Consider the following 23,743-nt stretch of genomic DNA (forward strand, 5'->3'; position numbering starts at 1 on the left):
CAGGTTTAACGTTGCTTGTTTGTATATTGGTTTGGAAGTCTTGAAGTATAAATTCCTTTTCAACACACAGTGCAGAAATGTCAAATAAGCTTCTGTTTATCTGCTGGTTGGTCAGGCAAAGTACAAACCTTAAAACAAGCATGAAACACTTTCTTAAACTACCCTTGGTGCTCATCTTCCTATTCCTGCTCGCCTGCAAAAAAGATGAAATAGAGCTACTGCCCAAAGCCACCATGACTGGCGCTGACACTATGGGAGCCATTGTAAACAGCAAAGCATGGGTTGCTAACGGCGGCAAGGGCTTTAACGCACCCGCCCCTGTGGAGGGTGGATATCATGGAACTTATACTTTTGACTCAACCCGAAACAATGTGCTCATAGATGCTTACAGAAAAGATAAGACCGGTTTTCAGATTTACCTCAGAGGCGTGTCTAAAACAGGAGAATATCCGTTAACATCTACCACAAATTTAATAGGCGGAGAGCTGAAGCAGCCTGAGAACTATGGCGCCTACTACGTGCCTGGCAAATTATACATGACCACCAGTAAGTCTAAAGGCATGGTCATCATCACCAGAGCAGATACAGTTAATGGTATCGTATCAGGCACCTTTTCCTTTGAGGCTCAGCATGGGCAGGAATCTATAACGGTTTCTTATGGGCGGTTTGATGTCAGCACTTTCAAGTAAATCACCTACCTCAATACAATGGCTACTGCAGCATAACCTATCCATTTAGCAGTAACAGGTTTCAAAAAGTACTATATTCGTTTGCGCTGCACTATCTGTTGAGTATACATGAGTTCAAAAATCTTGAAGCTACTTTAGTTGGCTTTAGCACAGGAAAAAATTTCAATGGGAAATAAAGTCTTGGTACAACCTCATCATATCAACCAGACGGGATGGGAGTATTACAACAAAATGCGGCGGGAGACGAAGAAAGCTGCATTTGTCTCTGGTCCACTTTTGTTGCTGTTTTTTAATTTCTGTACGGCGCTTATCGTTGGCTGGAACATTTATACGTTGTACATTCTCATTTTCCCATTTGCTTCGGTAACACTGTTTTCATACTTTATTCCTTTGGTTATTCGAGGCAAATACATCAACGCGATGGCAAAAAACCTACAGGTAAAAGAGAACTCAATTGTTGTAGAAACTTTCGAGTGGTTTTTCTTAGAGCCTAAATATCTGCAGATAAACAGCTACAATGTTATCTTTAAACATAACAGCAGTGACATACCAAACTTTCCTGCCAACATGAAGCTAAGCCTTAGCAAGAACGGAAAAACGCATCATGTGTACCTAATTAGAGACTTCTTTGATAACTGGGAAGAAATAATGCAACAGTTAAAAGCTATAACATCACTGCGGGATAACCTATCCATTTAGCGGGAACACATAATAACTATGAGGCTTCAAAAAGTATTATACTCCTTTGCGCTGCTATATCTGTTTAGTTTCACTTGCTACGCACAGGTAAAGCTTAAACTGGAGCTTCTATCAGAAAGTAAGGATGCTATTAATATCAGGTTAACCTCCACCAACACTAGCAGTATAGACACGCTTCTCTTTTATAAGCCAACAGCAGAATCATTTTGTGCAACTGTTATAAGTATAGATTTCAGACAAACAGGCACTAATAAAGAGCATACATATTACCCATGTACTGAAATTCTAGATTTAGATCACATACTGCTTCATAAATCCAACTCCGTTTTAATTCCCCCCACAGATGCCTACGTGTTTGAGATTAGCCTAAAGAAGAAAGAAATTTCACCCTACCTAATCAAAGGGGAATATAGCATGCAGGCTTCTCTTTACTATGGATACGGAAATTTTAAATCGGTTTTAGATCCTAAGTATTCAATTTACCGGGGCACGACAACATCAAACGAAGTACTAATACATAATCAATAGTTTACCTCTAAAGTATGCTTTAGCCAAACAAAGTGGTAGCATTAAAAAATGACAAATACAGATAAAGAAATACAGGCTGACTATAAAAAGCGTATTAACCGGGTTTTTACATTTATCGACGAAAACCTGGAGTCGGACCTGTCTTTGGCCACAGTATCTGAAATTGCATTTTTCTCACCGTTTCATTTCCATCGGATTTTTAAGCTTATCACAGAAGAGACGCTGAACGAGTACGTGACCAGACGGAGAATTGAAAAATCAGCGTTGGAGTTGTTGCACAAAAACAGCACGGCCACAGCAATTGCGCATAAACTTGGCTTTAGTGACAATTCTTCTTTTTCCAGAGCCTTCAAAAAATATTATGGAATAAGTCCGACGGAATTCAGAAAGCAAAATCCAAACAGATTTAGCAAGATTCGTCAACTAAGCAAGAACGGACAAGAGTATCCTGACCACAACAAGTACATTTGCATCATTGATAATCTCAGAAATTGGATAAGGATGAATGCTAAAATTAAAATCGCAGAACTGCCGAAAATAAACGTGGCATATGTTTCAAGTATCGGGCCGCAGAACCTTGAAGAAGCTTTCGGGAAGTTAGTTAGATGGGCAACACCTCAGGGCCTGATGAACGACGAGACAAAAATGCTAACGGTTTACCACGACAGCTTTAAAGTAACAGAAGCCAGCAAAGTAAGGATGAGAGCTGCCATTCTGCTAAACAAACCAACTGAGGCAGACGGAGAAGTCGCGCTCACATCAATAGAAGCGGGAAAGTATATTGTAGGCAGCTTCGAGATTGGGTTAAACGAGTTTGAAAAATCGTGGACAGGTCTGTTTCTATGGATGAACGAAAACGGGTACAGAAAAGCAGATAGTAACCCTTTTGAGATGTATCACAACAATTTTAATGAACATCCCGAGAGAAAGGCTATTGTTGATTTTTATATACCGATTGAATAAAAAATACTGTACAGTACTGCATAAGGTTTTAGCATTTATTTAAGTTTAGCACGGGCGGCCAAAGTATAACTTTGCTACCTGCGTGTCGCTTATACTTAAATTCTGCTATTTATCTTTTAGGCCCTGATTCCGGGTTCTGGATTCTGCGCTGCGGCACCAGCACCACGCGGCGGCCGGTCACTTCCTCTAAAATCGGCCTCAGTATTTTTTCGGCGTTTATCTTGGTTTGGTCAAGTATACCGGAGTTTAGAGCGGCCTTTTTGACGTTGGCCTCGGCGTATTTGTAGCTTTCCTGCACCAGGTCTGCATCCTGAAAGTAGGTATTCTCTTTGCTGAAAACTTTGGTCTTGCTCTGGTCGATTTTATAGTAGCAGATCTCCGGCTCCGGCAGCGCCACCTGCACCAGCGAGTCGCCCTGAAACTGTATGTCTGCTTGTGTTATTTTGGTAAAGTCTACACAGCCCACAGCCTCACCTGCCACAATCAGTACTATTTTAGAATTCGGCACCCACCGCGATACACGCTTCTCATACTCTACTACATCTTTAAAATTATAGCGCACCAGCTCCATGCGTCCTAAGTCCTCCACGGAGGTAAGCACAGTGTTAAAGTTGATCACCACCTCCGGCTCCTCCTTCGCTTCCGGCTTGCCGAAGTACTCGTTAAAAGTACGCCACAGAAAGAAGCCGAGTGAAATAAGTATAATCCAGGGTAAAATCTTGATCAGAAAACGAAGTAAAAGCATTAGGGGCTATTATGATTTCAGGTATAGATACGGTAACGCAAATATTATGCTACAAAATTCAGCCTATACCTGCAGCCCCAGCCGCTCCTGAAAACCGGCGTTTCCCTGCAGCCCGCCTGTGTGCACCGCCACCACGCGGCTGCCTCTGGCAAAGTATCCCTGCCCTATCAGGTCGAAGAGGCCATACATCATTTTACCGGTATAAACAGGCTCCAGCCGGATGTAGTGCTGCCGCCGGAAAGACTCCATAAACGCCAGCAACTCCGGCTTTACCTTGGCATAACCCCCAAAGTGATAATCTGTTATGAGTTGCCAGTTGCTGTAACTTTGGCCGCTGTACCCTAGCACCAGCTCCTCGGTCTCCTGCTTCAAAAACTCGCCGCCTTTTAGCGCCGGGAAGCCAAGCGCTTGTTGTTTACCTGCCAGGCTAGCTACAATGCCTGCAAACGTGCCGCCTGTGCCCATTGCGCAGCAGATGTAATCATACTTTATGCTGATGTCATGCACGATCTCTGTGCAGCCTTTTACGGCCAATAGGTTAGTACCGCCCTCTGGCAACAGGTACACCTGGCCGAACTGCAGCAGCAGCTCTTCCAGAAAAGCAGGATCATTTTTAAGTTTATACTTTTCGCGGGTGATGTAGTGCAACTGCATACCACAGGAAGTGGCAAAACTGAGTGTGGGGTTGAGCGGCAGATGCTCCTCACCCCGGATAATGCCGATAGTCTTGAATCCATACTCTTTGCCTGCCGCTGCCGTGGCCGCAATATGGTTAGAGTAAGCGCCTCCAAATGTAAGTATGGTTTGGTGATTTTGCCGCTGCGCCTCCTGCAGGTTATACTTTAGCTTGCGCCACTTATTACCCGAGATGTGCGGGTGCAGCAGGTCCTCGCGTTTCACCCAAAGCTCCACGCCTTGCGCCTGCAGCAGTTTATCTTCCAGCTTCTGTAGCGGTGCCTCCTCCATACATGCAAAATTGGCAAAAAAAGAAGCCCCGGCAACAGCCAGGGCTATACTTTATAGATTGTTAAGTGTTGGATGGTTAAATTGCTGATTGTTGTCTGTGCACGATTCGGACAAGTCACGACCTGCCCCTACAAGAATAACTCTCTAACTTTCTAACTCCACCTACACTTTCTCCACGATCGGCTCCTCCACCGGCTGCTTCTTTACGGCGTAGAAGATGGCGCCTGCTATTACCAGCACCAGCAGGATAGAAGAGATCAGCGACACAGTGTTGCCTGTATAGTATGACTGCGGCGCGAACTTAAACTCGATGGTGTGCTTGCCTTCCGGCACCTCCATGGCGCGCAGCACATAATTGGCGCGGAAGTGATCAACCGGCTCTCCGTCCAGGTAAGCCTGCCAACCCTCAGGGTAATAAATCTCAGAGAATACCACGAGCCCTTCTTTGGCAGCTTCATACTCATACTTCAGGTAATTCGGCTCATACTCCGTCAGCTTGATGTTGGCATCGTCTGCGCTGAAGTAACGCCTTTCAACCGGAAATTTAGTTACATCCACCACAGCGGTTGCACCGGCATCAAACATGGTCAGGGCATCCAGCTCCTCGTCCGGCGATTGCACCGGCTTCACCTCCTCTATAAACCAGGCATTGCCCAGAGCATCCGGCACGCGCTGCACCGGCTGCTTCGGATCTCCGGTGATGGCGTAGCGGGTGTTCAACATACGCAGCACCTCCAGGTTATTACGGGAGATGTGGCGGTCGATTAAGTCCTGGTAGCGGCGCAGCTTGGCGCCATGGTAGCCGCCCACCGACTTGTGGAAGTAGGACGTACGGGCATCGTTAAACGGATTCGGCAGGTTAATCACGCGGTAACTCAAGCCCTTCTCCGGGTCCGTATCCTGCAGGATCATCTGGTCGGCAGGAGTTGGCTGGAAGAAGTTGGCCTCCACACGGCGCTCAAAATCGCCATTGTTCAGGTAACGCTGGTCTACAGACCACAGATCCACTAGCACCAGTATACCTACACCGGCTATGGCTACCGTGGCAGACAGCTTGTTCTTCACATAGAAGTATAGCAGTCCGGCTGCCAGCACGATAAACACCAACGAGCGGAAGGCATCAGAGCGCATCATACTTTCGCGGTCGGCACGGATGGCATCAATCGGGAACTGCGCCTGTATCAGCTGCTGATCAGCGGCTGATACAAAGCTCGCGGTACCGGCAAACAGCCACACCAGCAAACTGATGCCCGCCGTTATACCTCCCGATATAAGTAGTTTCTTATCCAGGTCTTTGATCTGGCTACGCTCGTTTATCAGTTTCCAGAGGGCAAGTATGGCCAGGAACGGAATAGTGATTTGCGCGATAACCAACGCCGATGAAACAGCCCTGAACTTGTTGTAAAGCGGGAAGTAATCGAACATGAAGTAGTTGAAGGACTCGAAGTTCTTACCCCAGGCCAACATCAGGGAGAGGATAGTTCCGGCCACCAACCAGCTCGTCCAGCGGCGATCCACGATGAACAGGCCCAGCACAAACAGGAACACCACGATGGCACCCACGTACACTGGTCCGCTCGTCATGGGCTGCGGCCCCCAGTACATTGGCAGGCCCTGCTTTACCAGCTGCTCGGCCTGTGCTGGCGCGGCTCCCATCTTTGTGAAAGCCTCATATGTTTCAGAATCGGTGTCGAGCGGGGCGCTGCTGCTGCCTCCATAGAAGTCAGGGATGAGCAGGGTCATTGTTTCGCTTACGCCGTAGCTCCAGTTAAAGGCATACTCACGGTCCAGGCCACTGCCTATGTTGTCGCCGCTGTTTGGCTGGGTCAGCTCAGATTTGCCCCGGATGCTGTACTCGCTGTACTCAGCGGTGGTATACAGCCTGCCAAAGTTTACGCCCACAGCAAGTATGGCGGCCACCAACAACACCACACCGCGCTTCAGCAGTTCTGCAAAGGTGCCATGCTTTACAGCATAAATGATTTCTACTACGGCAAACACCAGCACCAGCAACAGCATGTAGTAAGTCATCTGCAGGTGGTTGAAATGCAGGTTCATCGTCAGGCCAACGGCAAACAAGGCCGCACCCACCCAAAGGTTCTTGCGCAGCGCGTAAATCAGGCCGGCCAGCACCATCGGGATGTAGGCAATTGTCAGCGATTTGGTGTTGTGCCCCGCCTCTAGTATGATGAGGTTATAGGAGGTGAAGGAAAAGGCCACCGCGCCGATAATGGCCAGCCAGGAGCTCATGCCCATGGCCACCAGAAGTATGTAGGCGCAGATCAGCGTGATGAAGATATTGCCCGCCAGTGCAGGCAGGTCAAAAGTGAGTATTTTGTGGATGTAGCCCGACCAGTCGCCGGGAAACTTAGTCTGGATAAGGTATGCCGGCATACCGCCAAACATGGAGTTAGTCCAGAGAGCTTCCTCGCCGGTGCGCTCGCGGTAATCTTGTATTTCTTTGGCGCCGCCCTTAAACTGCAGAATGTCGTGCTGGGCAAGGCCTTTGTCCTGAAAAAGGACCGGCGAAAAGTATACCGCCGTCAGGATGAGGAAAATAAGTACGGCGATGGCATGCGGCAGCACATCGCGCTTAAAATTGAAGGAAGTTGTCATAATCTTTCAAAAACCCGAAATAGAGCTTGAAAGATAGTAGTTTTATTTCACTTCTTCATAATCCACGTACTCGCCGCCGTTGAAACTCTTGCGTTCCGGCTGCTCTGGTATGTAATCTATTTTAACATTCCCGTTTGCTCGTTTTGCGCTGCCATTATTGGGCTGCTGCGCCTGCCGCTGCTGGTTCATGTTAGAGTAAAAGAAGGAACCGTTGCGCATTTTTTTCTTGATGAACATCCCCAGCAACCATCTGAATAAAACAGGCGCTACCATTCGAATAAAGAAAATTATGAGTAAGGTGGTGAATATGAACTTGATCATTATGATGCTTTCTCTTTTAAAAGTATACCAGGCATACTACAAAAACAGTACCGATACTATCTTACAACTCCTTTGCCAGTTTTTTGTTATCTGACGTTTTGGCGGTGCACGGCAAAGATAAGGAGTATAGTTTTGAAATGCAGGTTTGGTTAGGTTAGTTCCGGTTTGGTGTAGTGAGTTATACTTTCGTTAGCTGATTTATACTTGCGGTTATACTTTATATTTACGGGTACATACTTGTATAGCTGCTCTTCTGGCACAATCACCCGCATGTGCTTTACCTGCGCAACTGGAGCCAAACTATACTCTCTAGCTTCTGTTGATCCCCGGCTTTACCACCTGCTTGTTTCATTTTATACTTTGGTTCCCTCAAGGCGGGGGTAGGGGCCCTCTTTAAGGGAGGCCTCGTCCTGGGAGTAGGGGCCCTCGATAAGGGCATCGCGCTGTCTACATTTCCTTTGCTCCTGCGTCGCAATTTTGCTGAAGCGAAACCGGAAATCTAGAAGGCGCTCTTTAACGAGGGCCCCTACCCCCACCCAAGGACTGGGATCAGTTTTAGATAGCCACTGCTGACAGAGCTTAAACAGAATCCCCCCCTTAGACTAGTGAGAACGAGAGTTCGAAACTAGCGAGCGTAGCTCTGAGGGGCTGAGGCGGTTAGACCCAGTATTGCAGAAAATCCTATCTATCCTAGAATCCTGTAAATCCTGATTCAGACAAACTGGGAGCTGCCAAGCCTAAAAAAAACCGGCCGCTGCAGTTTATGCAGCGGCCGGTTCAGGTATGCGTTTATACTTTCTTACTTACTCATATACATATTCCGCTCGGAGTATACTTTGGTGAAGTAATCGTCCTGCAGGTCATCGATGAAGTAGATGGCCTCGCCAGTGGATTTCATCTCTGGACCGAGCTCCTTGTTCACTTCCGGGAACTTGTTGTAAGAGAATACCGGCACCTTAATAGCGTATCCGTGCTTGTACGGGTTAAAGGTAAAGTCTTTCACCTTCGCCTCGCCCAGCATAATTTTGGTAGCGTAGTTAATGTATGGCTCTCGGTACGCTTTGGCGATGAACGGGAACGTACGCGATGCGCGTGGGTTGGCCTCAATAATGTAAACTGTCTCGTTCTTAATGGCGAACTGGATGTTGATCACACCTACAGTCTGAAGGGCCACTGCTATTTTCTTGGTGTACTCTTCAATCTGCTTGATCACGTTCTCGCTCAGGTCAAACGGAGGAAGCACCGCATAAGAGTCTCCGGAGTGAATACCGGCCGGCTCGATGTGCTCCATAATACCGCAGATGTACACGTCCTCACCGTCGCAGATGGCGTCGGCCTCGGCCTCAATGGCATTATCCAGGAAGTGGTCTAGCAGTACTTTGTTGCCAGGATGATCTTTCAGCAAGTCGATTACGTGGGCTTCCAGCTCTTTCTCGTTGATCACGATTTTCATGTTCTGGCCACCCAGTACGTAGCTTGGGCGAACCAGCAGCGGAAACTTCAGTTCTTTGCTCAGCTCCAGCGCCTCCTCTGCCGTCTCGATAACAGCAAATGGCGGGTAAGGAATGGCCAGGTCACGCAGCAGTGAAGAGAAAGAGCCGCGGTCTTCGGCCAGGTCAAGCGCCTGGTAGCTGGTGCCCATTACTTTAATGCCGTAACGGTCCAGTTTTTCAGCCAGCTTCAGTGCGGTTTGCCCGCCCAGCTGCACAATCACGCCTTCCGGCTTCTCATGAAGTATGATTTCATAAATATGCTCCCAAAACACTGGCTCAAAGTATAGCTTATCCGAAATATCAAAGTCAGTACTTACCGTTTCAGGGTTACAGTTGATCATGATGGTTTCGTAGCCGCACTCCTTGGCAGCCAGCACGCCGTGCACGCAGCTGTAGTCGAACTCTATACCCTGACCAATGCGGTTCGGGCCTGAACCCAGCACAACCACCTTTTTCTTATCGGAAACAAGGCTTTCGTTTTCGCCCTCAAAAGTACTGTAGTAATATGGTGTGTTCGCCTCAAACTCAGCGGCGCAAGTATCTACCATCTTGTACACACGTCTGATGCCAAGCTCCTGGCGCACGTTAAACACCTCACTCTCGAGGCAGCGCAGCAGGTGAGCAATCTGGCGGTCGGCGTAGCCTTTTTCTTTGGCAGTGCGCAGCAGCTCAGCAGGCAATGTAGAAAGGCTGTATTTCTCAATCTCTTTCTCCATCTGGTCCAGCTCCTCAATCTGGTTCAGGAACCACGGGTCTATCTTAGTCAGTTTCTGGATGGTGCTGGTCGGGATGCCGATGCGCATGGCGTCTTTGATGTTAAACAGGCGGTTCCAGCTTGGGTTAGCCATGCCATGTATCAGCTTGTCGTAATCGGTCATCTCCTTGCCGTCGGCACCAATACCGTTACGTTTAATCTCCAAGCTCTGGCAGGCTTTCTGGAGCGCCTCCTGGAAGGTACGGCCAATGCCCATTACCTCACCCACGGATTTCATCTGCAGGCCAAGCGTGCGGTTCACACCCGGGAATTTATCGAAGTTCCAGCGCGGAATTTTCACGATCACATAATCAAGCGCAGGCTCAAAGTATGCGGATGTTGTTTTGGTGATGGCGTTTTTAAGCTCATCCAGGTTATAGCCAATGGCCAGCTTAGCCGCAATCTTCGCGATCGGGTAGCCAGTTGCTTTAGATGCCAGCGCCGAGGAGCGCGACACGCGTGGGTTAATTTCGATGGCGATGATGGTGTCATCCTCCGGGTTAACGGAGAACTGCACGTTACAGCCGCCGGCAAACTGCCCGATACCGTTCATCATTTTGATAGCCAGGTCGCGCATCTGCTGGTACACGGTGTCTGGCAGCGTCATGGCCGGGGCAACAGTTATAGAGTCGCCGGTATGCACGCCCATCGGGTCAAAGTTCTCAATGGAGCAGATAATGATCACGTTGCCCAGGTTATCGCGCAGCAGTTCCAGTTCATACTCCTTCCAGCCCATGATGCTTTGCTCTACCAGCACTTCGTGTGTTGGGGAGGCATGCAGGCCGCGCGTAAGCGCTGCGTCGAATTCCTCAGGGGTATTAACAAAACCGCCCCCCGTACCACCAAGAGTAAACGAAGGGCGAATCACCAACGGGAAGCCGATTTCCTGGGCTATCTCTTTACCTTCCAGGAAGGAGGTAGCTGTTTCTCCTTTACAAACATTTACGCCGAGCTCTATCATCTTCAGACGGAATTCCTCACGGTCCTCTGTCGTTTCGATGGCCTTGATGTCAACGCCTATAATACGCACATCATACTTTTTCCAGATGCCGGCTTTGTCGCAGTCTATGGCGAGGTTTAAGGCCGTCTGCCCGCCCATGGTTGGCAGCACTGCATCAATCTTATGTTTCTCTAAGATCTCTATGATATACTTTTTCTCCAGCGGCTTCAGGTACACATGGTCCGCCGTTACCGGGTCGGTCATGATGGTAGCCGGGTTGGAGTTGATAAGTATAACCTCTATTCCCTCTTCTCTTAAGGAACGGGCAGCCTGGGAGCCGGAGTAATCGAATTCGCAAGCCTGACCAATAACAATAGGGCCGGAGCCTATGATCAGAACAGATTTTATAGAAGTGTCTTTAGGCATGGTGTGGTATGTATAAATTGCCCAAAGTTAAGGCAAAATGTTGGGCCTCGCAATGTAAAAATGCCTAGCCGGCGATTTATTTTGAGTTTTGCCTCCTTACAGGCGTAAACTATACAGAGACTTTGGCAGTAAATACAAGTATAAACTTAAACCCAAACGTATGCAAAACCCGAAAGAAGACGACTTTATTACCAACTCTGACGAGAGCAAACGCCTGCCGGATGAGAACCCGGAACCCCTGACAGGTATAAAAAAAGAGCAAACTGATTTTCTGGATAGTGAGCCGGAAGGCAAAGAGGAAGGCGGAAACGTGGCGGCTAAAAACGAGGAAGACACACGCAAACTGGATGGAAGCAACGCCAACAACCTGCGTACAAAATAAAATAGTTTCTATAGCGCCTTGGCGGTAGTATAACCTGCCTGCTGAGGCGCTACAGTATAATTATCAAGTTATCGTGATTATAAGAATAATTTTAAAAAAATAGTTTTATAACATAGCATAGGCTTTGATATTATTCAGTAAAGAGTTAATATTAAGAAACATAACACACTGCCTATGGTGCTATCTTCTACTCCCTTTCACCACATAGAGTACTATAGTACTCATAATGTAATTGTAAGCCAGTGGTATGGAGCCTGCACCAGCAGGGAGTACCGCGAAACGCTGCATCACTTTTTGCTTCTGGTGCAATCAATGGGTATACCTTACGCCATTTCGGATCGCCGTTTGCTTCCTCCTATACCTATCGAGGACACCCGCTGGACCTTACAGGAGTTTCTGGAAAATTTCCGCAGACTGCCGCTCAAGCGCTTTGCCTTTATCAACTCCTTCGACCCTATTGCCGAGAAGCAGCTGCAACATTTTGTAGATAACGAAAAGATTCTCCCTTTCCCGTTTGATGTAGCGGTTTTCACAGATCTTACTTCTGCTTACGAGTGGCTTATGGCCGCGGAAACAAAATAGCTTATGCTTCTGTAGTTGGCATCTCCTGCCGTATCCGCTCCAGCGTGGCACTTAGCTGGTCGAAAGGCTGGTAGCCCTGGGCCGCTAAGTATAGCTTTTCATTTGCCTGGCACACGATCGCCGGAAACCCATTTATTCTCCAGTTTGCAACAAGCTCAAACTCCTTTCGGGCTTTTTCGAGGTAATCTCTCACTACAAACTTTTCCCTAAAATCTGCTTCGTCAGCTCCAAAAGCCTGCACCACCGGCAGGTATGTATCTACCTCATTAAGATCTTTCCCGGCTACAAAGTGCTGCTCCTGAATGGCTGCAGCCAACCGCACCTGCTGCTCCGGAAACTGCTCTTTCAGTATTGCCATGGCCACTGCAGGAGGTTCGGAGTTGCTCATATAAACTCCCTTGTCCAAAATCTCGCGGTGGTATACTTCTGTTAATTTTACTCCTGTGGTTTCCTCTAAACGGGGTGCTACCTGCCGGATATAATCAGCCATGCCGCTGATGGGCCTGACATTATTGCCACGGATCATGCCTCCGCTCAGCACCTCAAAAGTATACTTCTGCCCCTGCTCTTCGTGCAAACGTTTGATAACCGGTCCCATGCCATAACACCAGCCGCACAGCGCATCCTGCACATAGTATAGTTTAAGCTTATTCATTACCTGTTCCTTTTTTGTACTTTCTCTCAACCATGCAAAATGGCAAAAGTTTAACAACAGCCTTTTTGTACACACTTTATACTTGTGCAGACTCTTAAGCCAAAAACACCGGAATTGCCTTTTGCCAACCTCGCTCTACAGCAGCGCAAAACTTAAAACATGCTTTATAATTAGCACTTGAAAACAAGCTCCGGCCTCAGAAATAGACTACACCAGGCGCTGGCAGCAGAAACAGTTGTATAACCTGGTTATACTTTTTTTTGTACTTGCCGTAGAATCAGGATTAGATTTCTAAACATTAGTTTAAACAAACACTGATTACTATGAAAAAGAACTTAATAACTTTCTGTGCCACTGCCTTTGCGCTAACGGCTTTTACTTTTGGCTGCACTACTTCTGATGGCACAACCGATAGCGAAGCGATAGACACGACCGAGGAATATGACGGCACCACCACCACAACGGGCACCACAACGGGCACCACAACCGGCATGACCACGGGTACAACAACCGGCACAACTACAGGCACTACCACAACGGGTACTACTACCGGCATGACAACTGGTACAACCGGTACAACCACTGGCATGACGACAGGGACGACAACTGGAACAACCACTGGCATGACGACAGGGACAACAACCGGAATGACTACAGGTACAACTACAGGTACAACTACAGGTACAACCACTGGCACTACGACAGGAACGACCACTGGAACAACGACAGGTACTACTACCGGAACAACTACCACCGGTACAACTACTGGCATGACAACTGGAACGACTACTGGAACGACTACTGGAACCACAACTGGAACCACAACCGGCACTACAACTATGTAATGTCACATAACCTCAACAGATAGTCAGGAAAGGCAGACACCACACGGTATTTGCCTTTCTGCTTTTAAATACTCGATAGCCGATGAAGCACCTGGAGCTATACCTGCGAAAAGTTTTTACCGTAGACCTGAGGGCGCTGGCACTCATGCGGATCTGGCTGGCCGGTATTGTACTGATAGATTTGGCCATACGGGCTACCGACATGGAGGCGCATTACTCTAATATGGGCGTGCTTCCGCTGCATGTGCTGCATCAGTATTTGTGGTTGCCGCAGTTCTTCTCCTTACACGCGCTTAGCGGCCTTTGGCAGTTCCAGTTGGTGCTGTTTATACTTGCTGCCGGCTTTGCCTGCTGCCTTTTACTGGGTTATAAAACGCGCCTTGCCACAGCGGCAACCTGGCTCCTGCTGCTATCGCTGCAAAACCGAAACCCGCTGATAGAACAAGGTGGCGACGACCTGCTCCGGATGCTGCTGTTCTGGGGCATATTTTTACCTTGGGGCCGATTTTACGCTGTGGATGCGGTACAAGCCTGTAAACAGGGAGTCGCTCCACAGCAAACCAGTTACTTTAGCGCCGCCACTATGGCCTATATTGTGCAGGTGGGGCTTGTGTACTTTTGCACAGCATTGCTCAAAAACTCTCCGGAGTGGCACACAGACGGCACCGCGTTATACTATGCCCTTAGTCTGGATCAGATACTGATGCCCCTGGGCCGTCTGATTTACCCTTACCCTGAGCTCCTGCGTATCCTGACTTTCTCGGCTTATTATACAGAGCTGCTGCTGCCTTTTCTGCTGCTTATCCCGTTCTATAATGCCTTCTTCCGGATGGTGGTGGTGCTGGTGCTGGTAGGCTTCCATATTGGCATTAGCCTGACGCTGTTTGTGGGGCTTTTTTACCTGATTAACATAGCTTCTGTGGCCGGTCTGCTGCCTGCCTCTGCCATGAACTGGATCGACAGGCGTTTACTTGGCTCTTTCCGGAGACCGCAACTGGGGCAATTTCGGCATCTTTTCGGGCGGTTCCGTAGCCCTGTTGCTTTACGGGTACAGGTAGCATGGCGCAGCAAGCCGCTGTTTCCGAAAAGCCTGCTGGCGCCTATGCGCAACGGCTTTGTGGCCGTGGCGCTGCTCTACTGTGTCTGGTGGAACTTTAGCGGCACCAGCCTACCCATCTATAAAATACCGGATAGCGGCCGCTGGTTAGGTTACCTGCTGCGCCTGGACCAGCACTGGGGCATGTTTTCGCCTACGGTTTTTAAAGATGATGGCTGGTATGTGCTGGAGGGATATACGGCCAGCGGCATCAACATAGACCTGAACCAGGAAGGCAAAGAGGTAAACTACAGCAAGCCGGCATCCGTGGTATCGCTGTTCAAAAACGACCGCTGGCGCAAGTATTCCGAGAATTATCTGTTTATCCATAACGCTTACATGCGGCCATACTACTGCAACTACCTGATGCGCCGCTGGAACGAAGCACACCCGCAACAGCCCATTCAGCAACTGGAGGTGCTTTACATGAAAGAACCGTCGCTGCCCGACTACCAACTGGCCGTGCCTACCCGCGAGATGCTTTGCAGCTGCGCCAACCAGCCGGAGTAAGTATAAACCTTATCAGTTTTAAAAATTCCCCGTAAAAGATATCTTTATATCAATGTTAGAAAAAGAAAGAATAAAATGAAACGAACATATGCATGTATACTTGCAGGCACTTTGCTGGCTGCAACAACGCTAACAAGCTGCGGCACCGAAAACACAACCGGCGTAGACACTGAAACCAATGCCAATGAGGTTGATGGCAGAATGAACGACGAAGACGGCGACGACGTGACCAACGAAAACATCAGCCCTCTTGACACGGCCCAGAACAGCGCAACCGGAGGAGACACCACGGGCACCATGGGCACTACCACTGGCGGCACCACAACCAGCGGCAACTAAAATCCTATTTAAATAAAAAAGAAGAAGGCAGGCACTTTACAGTACCTGCCTTCTTCTTTTTATGGTTTACCGCAGTTTATACTTATACTTCCTCGGCTTCTTCGTCGCCGCTGAGGGCATAACCCACTGCTGCGGCCACCATACCACCCAGCAAGTAGTAGCCAACGGTCATTGCCTGCGTTTTGGAAGTGCGGTTGCTTGGCTCCTCGCCCAGCCCCAGTGGACCGGGCAGCAATACAGCGCCTGCACCGGCCGCTGCGCCAAGTATGGCTCCGCGCCACCAGGCATCTTTTCCCGTACCCGCCAGGCTATAGTACAGCGAGTTCGACACTACATCCCCGGCCAATGACCAGTTGTGCAGCTCTTCCTCGTCCTGCGGCGGCTCCTCGCCTATACCTTTCATTATTTTAGAAATAGAGCGCATACCCAGTATATCCATGCGGGGTGCCTCCGGTACAAACCGGCGAACGGTTTCGTGCAGCAGCGTAAGGGCACAGGCACCTGCCAGGCCGCCTGCCATCGCTTTTATAGCGTTATTCATAGTTTTATTCGTTTAGATGATCAGCCTTGGGCTATTTAACAAGTATAGGCACTTTGGCTAAAGAAGGTTACAATTACTCCACCAGGCGCAGCACATCCGCATAAACTCCCTCCTTGCCTTGCTTGCGCTCGTCTGTGGGGCTGTCAAACACTACCAGCACATGATGCTCATCCAGCACGGCCAGTCCTTCTGCTTTGTCTTTGCCGGTATGCTCCCCACTGCCGTGCGGCACTTCCTGTAGCCGCTGCAGCTCGTTGTTGTGCAGCAACTGCTCCTGCTGCCCCACGGCGTTTGGCCAGCGGTAGATGGCTATCACACCATCCAGGTCCATGGTGGGGCCGGCCAGCAAGTATAAATCTTTGCCGAAAAACCGTAACTCACGGATGCCTTTGCCGCGCAGATTCAGAAAATGCTTTTTATAAAATTTGCCGTTTTCCAGCGTCTTCAGGTGCAGCTCTCCTTTCCGGTCTTCCTCGGCCTCTACCTCCAGCACCATCGCCCAGCCACGCAGCACCGGCCCGCGCAACCCTATAAAAATACGCTTGCCGTAAATCGCCAGTCCCTCCACATCAAAGCCATTGTCCTTGCCGGGTATGTCCATAAAAGCGGCTATGTGCTCATCCTTCTCCAGCACCTCGGTTAGTATGCTGCTGTGCGTGTCGCCGTGAAGCTGCGCCGCCCGCAGCGTGTGTCCTGGGCTATTGGGGTCATCGGCCTTCTGCATCAGAGTATACTCGCCGGTTTCAGCGTCTTTAAGTATAGGGATGCGAGCCAGCAGGTAGCGGTTAGGGTCGTTTTTAACTTTTGCGAGTTTCTCTATTTGTTTCTGGATGGGTTGATGGCGCTTCGGTTTGCTGCGTTTGAGGCTATGCGAGCCCATTATCCAGAGATAGTTATCGGCAATGCCCATTCCCTCTATATCAATCTCACTTTTGCCTTTTGCAGGTAAATCCAGATAATCTTCCAAATCAAAAGACTGATGCTGCGCGTAAGAGCCATCGGCCTGCAACGACAGACGCTCAATGGTAGTGCGCTCATCGCAACTGAGCCACAGGTTGTTGCCAATCGCCAGCACTGTAGAGAGCCCGTCGCGCACATGCTTCCCTTCGGGGTTTCGGCTGTGCTGAGGGTCAAACTGAAGTATAACCTTCTTTTTCATTATGCAGTTTTAAAGTATGGATAAGGCATTTTACGAGCTGCCGCACCTGTTTGTAATGCGCCAGCTATAAGAAAACAACGAAAGGACTATGGAATTGACAAAAGATAGACAACTACAGAAAGCCACCTTCGGGGCGGGTTGCTTCTGGGGTATAGAAGTTACCTTCAGGAACACGCCCGGCGTAGTAGATACGGAGGTAGGCTATATGGGCGGGCATACCCATAACCCAACTTACCAGGATGTATGCGCTGGCTGCACCGGCCATGCCGAAGTAGTGCAGGTAACATTTGACCCAAAACAGGTGAATTTCGACCAGCTGCTGCAGGTGTTCTGGCAAGCGCATGACCCCACGCAGTTTCACAGGCAAGGCCCGGATGTGGGCTCTCAGTATCGTTCCGTTGTATTTTACCACAACGATGAGCAACGCCTGATGGCCGAAACCACCAAGGAGAACTGGCAGCAGTCGCCGGAGTTTAGCGGGCGTCAGATTGTTACTGAAATTGTACCCGCCGACACCTTCTACCATGCTGAGGAATATCACCAGCAATACCTGATAAAACGGGGTATGGCCACCTGCCGCACCAGCTGAATTGACTTAAATTAGAAACTACAAAGCCGAACCTGCTTGAGGTTCGGCTTTGTAGTTTTATCTGCTTCGCTAGCTTATTTTACACGAGCGTCTGTGCTCGAAGAACTTGAGTTGGAGCTAGAGCCAGTATTTGAGCTGCTGGAGCCGGAGTTGCTTGGCTTGTTCTGCTGCTGCTTTGCGTTAATATTATGCATGGCTTCTTTGGCAGTAGATGCTGCTGAACCTACCTGGCTTTTGATTTTGTTTTTGTTTTTCTGGCTTAAAGCTACCCAGCCTGCGCCTAACGCCAGTACGGCACCGCCTACCATGGCTTTCTGCTTGGTTGTCATGTTGCTGAACTTAGTAGCTGCGGTGCTGCCAAACTGTGTCAGTTTTTCCTGCATATCCTTTACGCCGCCTTTGCCTGTAGTAGCTTGCTGGTTGCTGCGGCCCTGCATGTTATTGCTGCTGTTGCTGCTTCCTTGGCTAGAGCTATTTTGGTTCAGGCTTGATCTGTTTTGTGTAGAGCTGCTTTGGTTTGCGTTGCTCTGCGTGCCGCTAGAAGGCGTTGTATTTGCTTTAGCCTGAGTTTGTGAGGTTGAGCTATTAGAGGTCGTGCTATTATTCTTGTTCGTTTCCATTTGATTTCTTTTATCGATTTATAAATGATATAATTTTGTGCAGTCCGGATTGATCGGAGTTATTCCGGCTAATCCATAGCCCGCAACTATATTTATCGTTAAACTCAACGCATAGTTACGTTTGCAGCTATATTTTTCAGTAGCGGTTGCGTTCTCTTTAAAGTTTAGCCGGTTTGCTAAGTAATTAATCAGCTCTACTTCCCGACACAAAAATTATACTATTTTAAAAGTTTACTGCCCGGCATGTAGTTGCCGCAGCTGCACCAGGTATTCCTGCGTATCCTCCCACTCCTTTAGCTCCTCCTTATCTCGCCGCCCGGTGGTTTAGCTTTTTCAAAATATAGCAACAGCTCCTGCTGCAGTGCCCGGTTGGCTTGCTTAAACTCTGATTTGGCCAGCTTTTTCAGCAGCTTGGCGTAAGTTTCGTCGGTGAGGGAATAGGCGCCGGGGCGTGTTGGGTTGCCTGTATCGAGCTGCAGGTTTTGCAGCTGTGGTCTCTGCTGCTCCAATTGCTTTAGCATGGCTCCATACTTGTCTACGATTACGTTAAAGCTTTCCATGTACAATTTTTCTGCTTCGGGAGCCGGAGGCACAAATGCCAGAGGCCGCAGCGGCCCTATTTTAGGCAGTACTTTTATAACCCAGGCTGCCGCGCGCGCAAAAAAGTGCGGCCGCTCATACTCCCTGCCCCACTGCTTATGAAAGCTGGACCGGCTCATGCGATACATAAATTGCTGCCTGGTTACACCGGGGTGTTCCTGCTGTATCTGGCTTTTCTTCGCCTGTCAGGCCGCTTTTGTCAGCTCCGGAAAAACGCTTCGGATGGTATAGCGGTAACTGCCTATGGCCAGCGGCAAACTGGTAAACACCTCCTTCAGCTCCAGCCCGTAAGTCTCCATAGACGCTTTCTCCAGCAGCTCCTTCGATACCTCAAAGCCGATAAACTCCTGGTAAGCTTCGGGCGCATAATTGCCGCGCGCCACCTGCAGCACATCAAAACCAAACTCAGTTTTTATATGGGAGATGGCATCATCGGCAAACGTTACGGAGTGGCCAAACTCCTGCTGCACTTCCGGGTAAACCAGCGGCACCGCTCTGTTGGTACCGATAGGGTGCCCGTAGATATCTGCGTTAAAGTGCGCCATGGCACCTAACGCAAATCCGAGCTCTTCTACAGTAGCGGCATGGCGTACCAGGCTCTCTACAAAATCGCCGCTGCGCACATAATGCGTCAGGTCCGTGAAAAAAGTGTTGCCGAAAGGATAGTAGCCCATGTCCTGCACAATGGAGCCTCCGTAAGCTTGTGCATGGGCTTTTTTCAGCTCCTCCTAGGTTGCCTTTGGGTAGCGCTTCAGCAGCAAGGGCTTTAGATTGGTTTCCCAGGCGGCATCTACCACCGCCTGGTGCGTCAGTACGCCATAAGCCTGTGCAGGCGAGAAGCTGAAAGCCAGCAGGGCAAGAAACAGCAGGCGCATATATAGTTGTAGATTCATACTTGCCCTGTTACGAAACAATGGACAAAAAGTGCGCTCTGCCTCTCCTACGAATTGTTGAGCTTCTTTTTGCGGTACTGCATCACTTCCATAAAACTAATACCCACCAGCAGCCACAGCAGCCCCAGCAGCAAGCCAGCCAACACATCCGAAAGGTAGTGCACTCCCAAGTATATGCGGCTGAAGCAAATCAGTAAAATAAGCAGAAGCGCCAGTGTTACCAGCAGTCGCCGTTGCCAGGGCACGCGCAACCGGCGGTGCAGGAGGTAAGCAATCATGCCGAACAGCGCTATTGCGGTAGTGGCATGCCCGCTCGGGAAGGAGAAATGTTCCACCACATAATAAGCCACATCGGCCATAGGGCGATTACGGCTGATAATGGTTTTGCCGAATTTAACAGATAAGCCCACACCGGCTAAGGTTATCCAGAAAGCAAAAAGCGCCACCCAGTTCTTTTTCACAAGCAAAACCAGTGAGACTACTGCACCTATTATAAAAACAGCCTCCTGATTACCAAGCAAAGTGATCAGGTATAGCGCCTGGCTAAGCCAGTCTGAGCGCATGCTGTAGAGCATGGTGGTAAACTGTTTGTCCACCGTCACGATCCACTCCGATTCTACCACGCTTTCAGTGAGGTTGGAGAGCAGCATGATGTTAACCGCGCCTGCCAGCACCATCAGCGTCAGGGGCAGCCCAACAAAATAATTGGTATCAAACCGGGCGGCCATAAAAGAGGTGAGCCGCGGAAAACGCTGCCTCAGGCGCACAACAACTGGCTGGTGTAGCACCCAGTTTGTCGCAGACCGGACTTTATCTATCAGGATGATTTTTTTCATAGTATACTGCTGATGAGGGTATACGCACACATCACCCTTTGTTTTACATTTTCTGGCATTGGCTATCCAGCAGCATACATTTACCCCAAATCCAGGCTGTTTCACAACAAAGCTCGCCTAAATAAAGTACATATTTACATGAAGGCTCCGGAGAACATATTCGACAAGATCATGCTGGCAATTGGCGTGCTGCTGCTCGTGTTGTTCTGGATGCAGTTTCCTGCTATGCCTACAGCCAATGAGCATCACTACGCCACCTATACTTCTGCCAGCTCTGAGATAGCACATACATCTAAATGGACGTATTTGAAGCCTGACAAAGCACTTTCGCCGCGCCAGGTTATAAGTATACAGCTACGCGCCCTGCAGCAAAACGACCCTGCCGACAGCGGTGTGATTACCTTATTCAACTTCTCATCACCGGCAAACCGGGCTTACCTTGGTCCGCTTAAACACTTCCGAATGATGGTGAGAGAGCCTTCTTTCCGTCCAATCCTTAACTTTAAAAGTTACAAAACCGGACAACTCGTTGTGTCTGGCAAAAATGCTTACCAACTGGTGCTGGTAGAAGCCACGGACGGACAGCAGGAGGCATTTATGTTTATACTTACCAAACAGCGCAAAGGCACTTACAAAGATTGCTGGATGACCGAGGGAATTGCCCGTATGGAAACGTCTCACCTTACTAGCCAATTGTAAAACCTGGTATACCTTTAGCTAACTCCGGCCTAACGCATTTGCAGGTTTTATACTTTACTGTTCCACCTCGCAGCATCAGTTTTCGTATTTTCATCTTATCTTAAGGTTCTAAACCCATACTTCTGCAACATGAGCACAACACCTGTGGCGCGCCTGCCTATTTTCGATATGCATTGTGATTTACTGGTATACCTTACCGATGTGCCTAATTCTGAGATGAACAAGGTAGAGGAGATTGGCTGTGCTGTGCCCTCGCTGGTGGAAGGTAACGTAAAGCTGCAGGTGATGGCGATTTACTCTGCTACCGGGGCAGGAAGCACAGATTACGCAGCACTGCAGCGTGACATGTTCCGGCAGCTAGCCGACGGAGACAACTGCCTGACCGCCGTTACGGATGTGCCGCAACTGCAGCAGGTTTTGCAAACGCCGGGAGGTACGGGCATGGTGGCAGCCATCGAAAATGCAGCCGGGTTTTGTGAAGAAAACGAACCGCTGGAGAATGGTTTTAAGCGCCTGGAGAAGATGATAGAAGTATGCGAGCGCATTCTATACATCAGCTTTACCCATCACACAGCCAACCGGTTTGGCGGTGGCAACTCTTCTGACCCCACGCACGGCATTACCACAGATGGCCGCCTGCTGCTCGACTACCTGCATGGCCGCCGCATTGCCGTGGACCTTTCCCACACCAGCGACGCCCTGGCTTTTGATATCCTGGACCACATTGACATAGAAAAACTGGATATTCCTGTTATGGCCAGCCACTCTAACTTCAGGCCGGTATGGAAACATGAGCGCAACTTGCCCGACGAGCTCACACAGGAGATTATTCGCCGCAAAGGCCTGATTGGCATAAACTTTCTGCGCAAGTTTGTAAACACCGATGACCCGGATGCTCTCTTACACCACATCCAGTACGGTTTTGATCATGGCGCTGAGGATGCGCTTTGCTTTGGGGCCGATTATTTCTATTTCGCCGATGAGCAGGACTTAAGCCGATTCCCATTTTACCACCAGGCGCACCAACAGGCTAACAGTAGTTATACTTATATACTAAACCGCCTGCAGCAGCAGTATTCTAAAGAGCAGCTGCAGAAGCTGGCCTTTAGCAATGCCCAACGTTTTATAGAGCGTATCTGGAGTTAGAACTGATTCTCAGGTAAATTTAAACATTGGTTTTCTACTTACAATTTTCCTATATTTAATGAGGCTATACTTTAAAATGGCGCTCTCTGAAAGATGGCGCTCTCTGATAGTTTTTTACAGCAGCAGAGCTTTCCTGCTGTAAAAAAATTATATTTATAGGGTTTGGTACAATGTTACTTCGCTTGCTACGATTTATATTGCCTGTGCCAGTAGCTGCCTTAAATTAATCAACAAAAAATCAACTAGTTACAACAGGATAATTATAGCGCAAAATTGACCTGTTTGTGTTAAAATCACATGGCCTGCTAGCATGATCTATACCTTTATAGCCTGTATGATGCAGGAGAGGGTAAAATTTGTATATATATTAGTTGCCATGTGTCGTAAAACTCCGTATATATTTTGATAGTGCCTATACTGCAACCAGAAACTTAAAGCCGCAACGCCATGGATGCTCAGGAATATTCGCCACGTTACGTCCAGATAAACGAACTATACATCGATACGGTGGTGATAGATGAAACCGAATTTATCACGCTCTGGTGCTTTACGGTGCTCGATGATGAGTATAAGTTTGTATACCTGGGCTGTGATTTTTGCCAGTTCAACCAGATACTTATTGCTGCCGGCGAGAAGGGCAAAGAAATCGCTTTGCACATGGCTGAGCTGCTGGACCAACCTTATGAGTCGCCAACGCTTATTCCGGTAAAGGAGAAATTCGGGGAGTACCTGGAGCTTTCCGGTCATGACATTATCGTGTATGAGCCGCTGGCGCTGGAAGACGATCTTGAAGCTTTGGATGATGAAAACGAAGACCTGCCTTTAGAGCAGCTGTTTGGCGGAAAATCAAACAAGACACGCCAGAAGTACATTATTTACCAGCTAGACAAGTTATACCCTTCTAAAGTATATGAGCCGGAGAAGCAGACGTCAGAAGATTTGACGGAGTGTTTTGAGGACGATTCGCTGGAGCTGGCCCAACTGTATTACGATTACTTAAACGCCGTGGAGAACGGCTACAACGATACCGAAGCACGTCAGGTTGCCGGTTTGGAGCGTGAGCTTTTCTTCCGGATGGCCCGCAAAGCCTCAGAGCTCTGGAAATAAGAGT

The 23,743-nt window shown here is 48.8% G+C and carries 26 protein-coding genes; 12 read left to right on the forward strand and 14 right to left on the reverse strand.

The window, feature by feature from the left end:
- Window positions 1-140 precede the first annotated feature (140 nt).
- From Q1B04_RS11825 to Q1B04_RS11835, 3 genes are all read left to right on the forward strand, one after another.
- On the forward strand, window positions 141-689 hold the full coding sequence (locus Q1B04_RS11825; RefSeq protein ID WP_299759021.1) for a DUF6252 family protein: 549 nt from the start codon (window positions 141-143) through the stop codon (window positions 687-689).
- A gap of 138 nt (window positions 690-827) precedes the next feature.
- Entirely contained in the window at window positions 828-1,388 is a 561-nt protein-coding gene (locus Q1B04_RS11830) for a hypothetical protein (protein ID WP_299759022.1), read from the forward strand.
- A 576-nt stretch (window positions 1,389-1,964) separates the two neighbouring features.
- Entirely contained in the window at window positions 1,965-2,879 is a 915-nt protein-coding gene (locus Q1B04_RS11835; protein ID WP_299759023.1) for a GyrI-like domain-containing protein, read from the forward strand.
- A gap of 109 nt (window positions 2,880-2,988) precedes the next feature.
- Here the strand turns inward: Q1B04_RS11835 and Q1B04_RS11840 are convergent, their stop codons facing one another.
- The 6 genes from Q1B04_RS11840 to carB form a co-directional block, all read right to left on the reverse strand.
- Window positions 2,989-3,624 (reverse strand): DUF4230 domain-containing protein, encoded by a 636-nt coding sequence (locus Q1B04_RS11840; protein ID WP_299759024.1) that lies wholly within the window; start codon window positions 3,622-3,624, stop codon window positions 2,989-2,991.
- Window positions 3,625-3,687: 63 nt separating this feature from the next.
- Entirely contained in the window at window positions 3,688-4,590 is a 903-nt protein-coding gene (locus tag Q1B04_RS11845; protein WP_299759025.1) for a pyridoxal-phosphate dependent enzyme, read from the reverse strand.
- 162 nt (window positions 4,591-4,752) lie between these two features.
- Window positions 4,753-7,206: a YfhO family protein gene (locus Q1B04_RS11850; protein ID WP_299759026.1), complete on the reverse strand. Its 2,454-nt coding sequence runs from the start codon at window positions 7,204-7,206 to the stop codon at window positions 4,753-4,755.
- Between the two features lie 42 nt (window positions 7,207-7,248).
- Window positions 7,249-7,527, reverse strand: coding sequence for a DUF4834 family protein (locus Q1B04_RS11855; RefSeq protein ID WP_299759027.1), 279 nt, complete (start codon window positions 7,525-7,527; stop codon window positions 7,249-7,251).
- A 149-nt stretch (window positions 7,528-7,676) separates the two neighbouring features.
- Complete coding sequence (locus tag Q1B04_RS11860; protein WP_299759028.1) at window positions 7,677-7,826, reverse strand: hypothetical protein; 150 nt, start codon at window positions 7,824-7,826, stop codon at window positions 7,677-7,679.
- Window positions 7,827-8,326: 500 nt separating this feature from the next.
- The gene (carB, locus tag Q1B04_RS11865; RefSeq protein WP_299759029.1) at window positions 8,327-11,140 is read right to left on the reverse strand and encodes a carbamoyl-phosphate synthase large subunit; all 2,814 of its coding nucleotides are present in this window, start codon (window positions 11,138-11,140) and stop codon (window positions 8,327-8,329) included.
- A 160-nt stretch (window positions 11,141-11,300) separates the two neighbouring features.
- Here carB and Q1B04_RS11870 point away from each other — a divergent pair, with 160 nt between their 5' ends.
- Together Q1B04_RS11870 and Q1B04_RS11875 are read left to right on the forward strand one after the other, a co-directional pair.
- Window positions 11,301-11,522, forward strand: a complete 222-nt coding sequence (locus tag Q1B04_RS11870; protein WP_299759030.1) for a hypothetical protein — start codon at window positions 11,301-11,303, stop codon at window positions 11,520-11,522.
- Between the two features lie 174 nt (window positions 11,523-11,696).
- Complete coding sequence (locus tag Q1B04_RS11875) at window positions 11,697-12,104, forward strand: hypothetical protein (protein ID WP_299759031.1); 408 nt, start codon at window positions 11,697-11,699, stop codon at window positions 12,102-12,104.
- 1 nt (window position 12,105) lies between these two features.
- Here Q1B04_RS11875 and Q1B04_RS11880 read toward each other — a convergent pair whose 3' ends face one another.
- Window positions 12,106-12,759 (reverse strand): DsbA family protein, encoded by a 654-nt coding sequence (locus Q1B04_RS11880; protein WP_299759032.1) that lies wholly within the window; start codon window positions 12,757-12,759, stop codon window positions 12,106-12,108.
- 323 nt (window positions 12,760-13,082) lie between these two features.
- Here Q1B04_RS11880 and Q1B04_RS11885 point away from each other — a divergent pair, with 323 nt between their 5' ends.
- The 3 genes from Q1B04_RS11885 (at window position 13,083) to Q1B04_RS11895 (ending at window position 15,549) form a co-directional block, all read left to right on the forward strand.
- The gene (locus Q1B04_RS11885) at window positions 13,083-13,604 is read left to right on the forward strand and encodes a hypothetical protein (RefSeq protein ID WP_299759033.1); all 522 of its coding nucleotides are present in this window, start codon (window positions 13,083-13,085) and stop codon (window positions 13,602-13,604) included.
- Between the two features lie 82 nt (window positions 13,605-13,686).
- Complete coding sequence (locus tag Q1B04_RS11890; RefSeq protein ID WP_299759034.1) at window positions 13,687-15,210, forward strand: HTTM domain-containing protein; 1,524 nt, start codon at window positions 13,687-13,689, stop codon at window positions 15,208-15,210.
- Window positions 15,211-15,285: 75 nt separating this feature from the next.
- On the forward strand, window positions 15,286-15,549 hold the full coding sequence (locus tag Q1B04_RS11895; RefSeq protein ID WP_299759035.1) for a hypothetical protein: 264 nt from the start codon (window positions 15,286-15,288) through the stop codon (window positions 15,547-15,549).
- An 82-nt stretch (window positions 15,550-15,631) separates the two neighbouring features.
- On the opposite strand, the gene Q1B04_RS11900 is transcribed toward Q1B04_RS11895, so the two are convergent.
- Window positions 15,632-16,090: a hypothetical protein gene (locus Q1B04_RS11900; protein ID WP_299759036.1), complete on the reverse strand. Its 459-nt coding sequence runs from the start codon at window positions 16,088-16,090 to the stop codon at window positions 15,632-15,634.
- A 73-nt stretch (window positions 16,091-16,163) separates the two neighbouring features.
- A complete protein-coding gene (locus Q1B04_RS11905; RefSeq protein WP_299759037.1) occupies window positions 16,164-17,249 on the reverse strand; it encodes a DUF3616 domain-containing protein in 1,086 nt (361 codons plus the stop codon).
- An 88-nt stretch (window positions 17,250-17,337) separates the two neighbouring features.
- Between Q1B04_RS11905 and msrA the strand changes: the two genes are divergently transcribed.
- Window positions 17,338-17,838: a peptide-methionine (S)-S-oxide reductase MsrA gene (msrA, locus tag Q1B04_RS11910; protein ID WP_299759038.1), complete on the forward strand. Its 501-nt coding sequence runs from the start codon at window positions 17,338-17,340 to the stop codon at window positions 17,836-17,838.
- A 74-nt stretch (window positions 17,839-17,912) separates the two neighbouring features.
- On the opposite strand, the gene Q1B04_RS11915 is transcribed toward msrA, so the two are convergent.
- From Q1B04_RS11915 to Q1B04_RS11935, 5 genes are all read right to left on the reverse strand, one after another.
- Entirely contained in the window at window positions 17,913-18,458 is a 546-nt protein-coding gene (locus tag Q1B04_RS11915) for a hypothetical protein (RefSeq protein ID WP_299759039.1), read from the reverse strand.
- Window positions 18,459-18,751: 293 nt separating this feature from the next.
- Window positions 18,752-19,177: a hypothetical protein gene (locus tag Q1B04_RS11920; protein WP_299759040.1), complete on the reverse strand. Its 426-nt coding sequence runs from the start codon at window positions 19,175-19,177 to the stop codon at window positions 18,752-18,754.
- 66 nt (window positions 19,178-19,243) lie between these two features.
- On the reverse strand, window positions 19,244-19,732 hold the full coding sequence (locus Q1B04_RS11925; protein WP_299759041.1) for a zinc dependent phospholipase C family protein: 489 nt from the start codon (window positions 19,730-19,732) through the stop codon (window positions 19,244-19,246).
- Between the two features lie 54 nt (window positions 19,733-19,786).
- Window positions 19,787-19,951 (reverse strand): hypothetical protein, encoded by a 165-nt coding sequence (locus Q1B04_RS11930; RefSeq protein ID WP_299759042.1) that lies wholly within the window; start codon window positions 19,949-19,951, stop codon window positions 19,787-19,789.
- A gap of 47 nt (window positions 19,952-19,998) precedes the next feature.
- On the reverse strand, window positions 19,999-20,787 hold the full coding sequence (locus Q1B04_RS11935; protein WP_299759043.1) for a phosphatase PAP2 family protein: 789 nt from the start codon (window positions 20,785-20,787) through the stop codon (window positions 19,999-20,001).
- A gap of 138 nt (window positions 20,788-20,925) precedes the next feature.
- Here Q1B04_RS11935 and Q1B04_RS11940 point away from each other — a divergent pair, with 138 nt between their 5' ends.
- The 3 genes from Q1B04_RS11940 to Q1B04_RS11950 all read left to right on the forward strand — a co-directional run bounded on the left by Q1B04_RS11940 (window position 20,926) and on the right by Q1B04_RS11950 (window position 23,739).
- Entirely contained in the window at window positions 20,926-21,486 is a 561-nt protein-coding gene (locus tag Q1B04_RS11940) for a DUF4864 domain-containing protein (protein WP_299759044.1), read from the forward strand.
- A gap of 129 nt (window positions 21,487-21,615) precedes the next feature.
- Window positions 21,616-22,632, forward strand: a complete 1,017-nt coding sequence (locus tag Q1B04_RS11945) for a membrane dipeptidase (RefSeq protein WP_299759045.1) — start codon at window positions 21,616-21,618, stop codon at window positions 22,630-22,632.
- A gap of 447 nt (window positions 22,633-23,079) precedes the next feature.
- Window positions 23,080-23,739: a hypothetical protein gene (locus Q1B04_RS11950; protein WP_299759046.1), complete on the forward strand. Its 660-nt coding sequence runs from the start codon at window positions 23,080-23,082 to the stop codon at window positions 23,737-23,739.
- The last annotated feature ends 4 nt before the right edge of the window (window positions 23,740-23,743 follow it).

The sequence above is a fragment of the uncultured Pontibacter sp. genome, from assembly GCF_947495565.1.
In the GTDB taxonomy this organism is placed as follows: Bacteria; Bacteroidota; Bacteroidia; order Cytophagales; family Hymenobacteraceae; genus Pontibacter.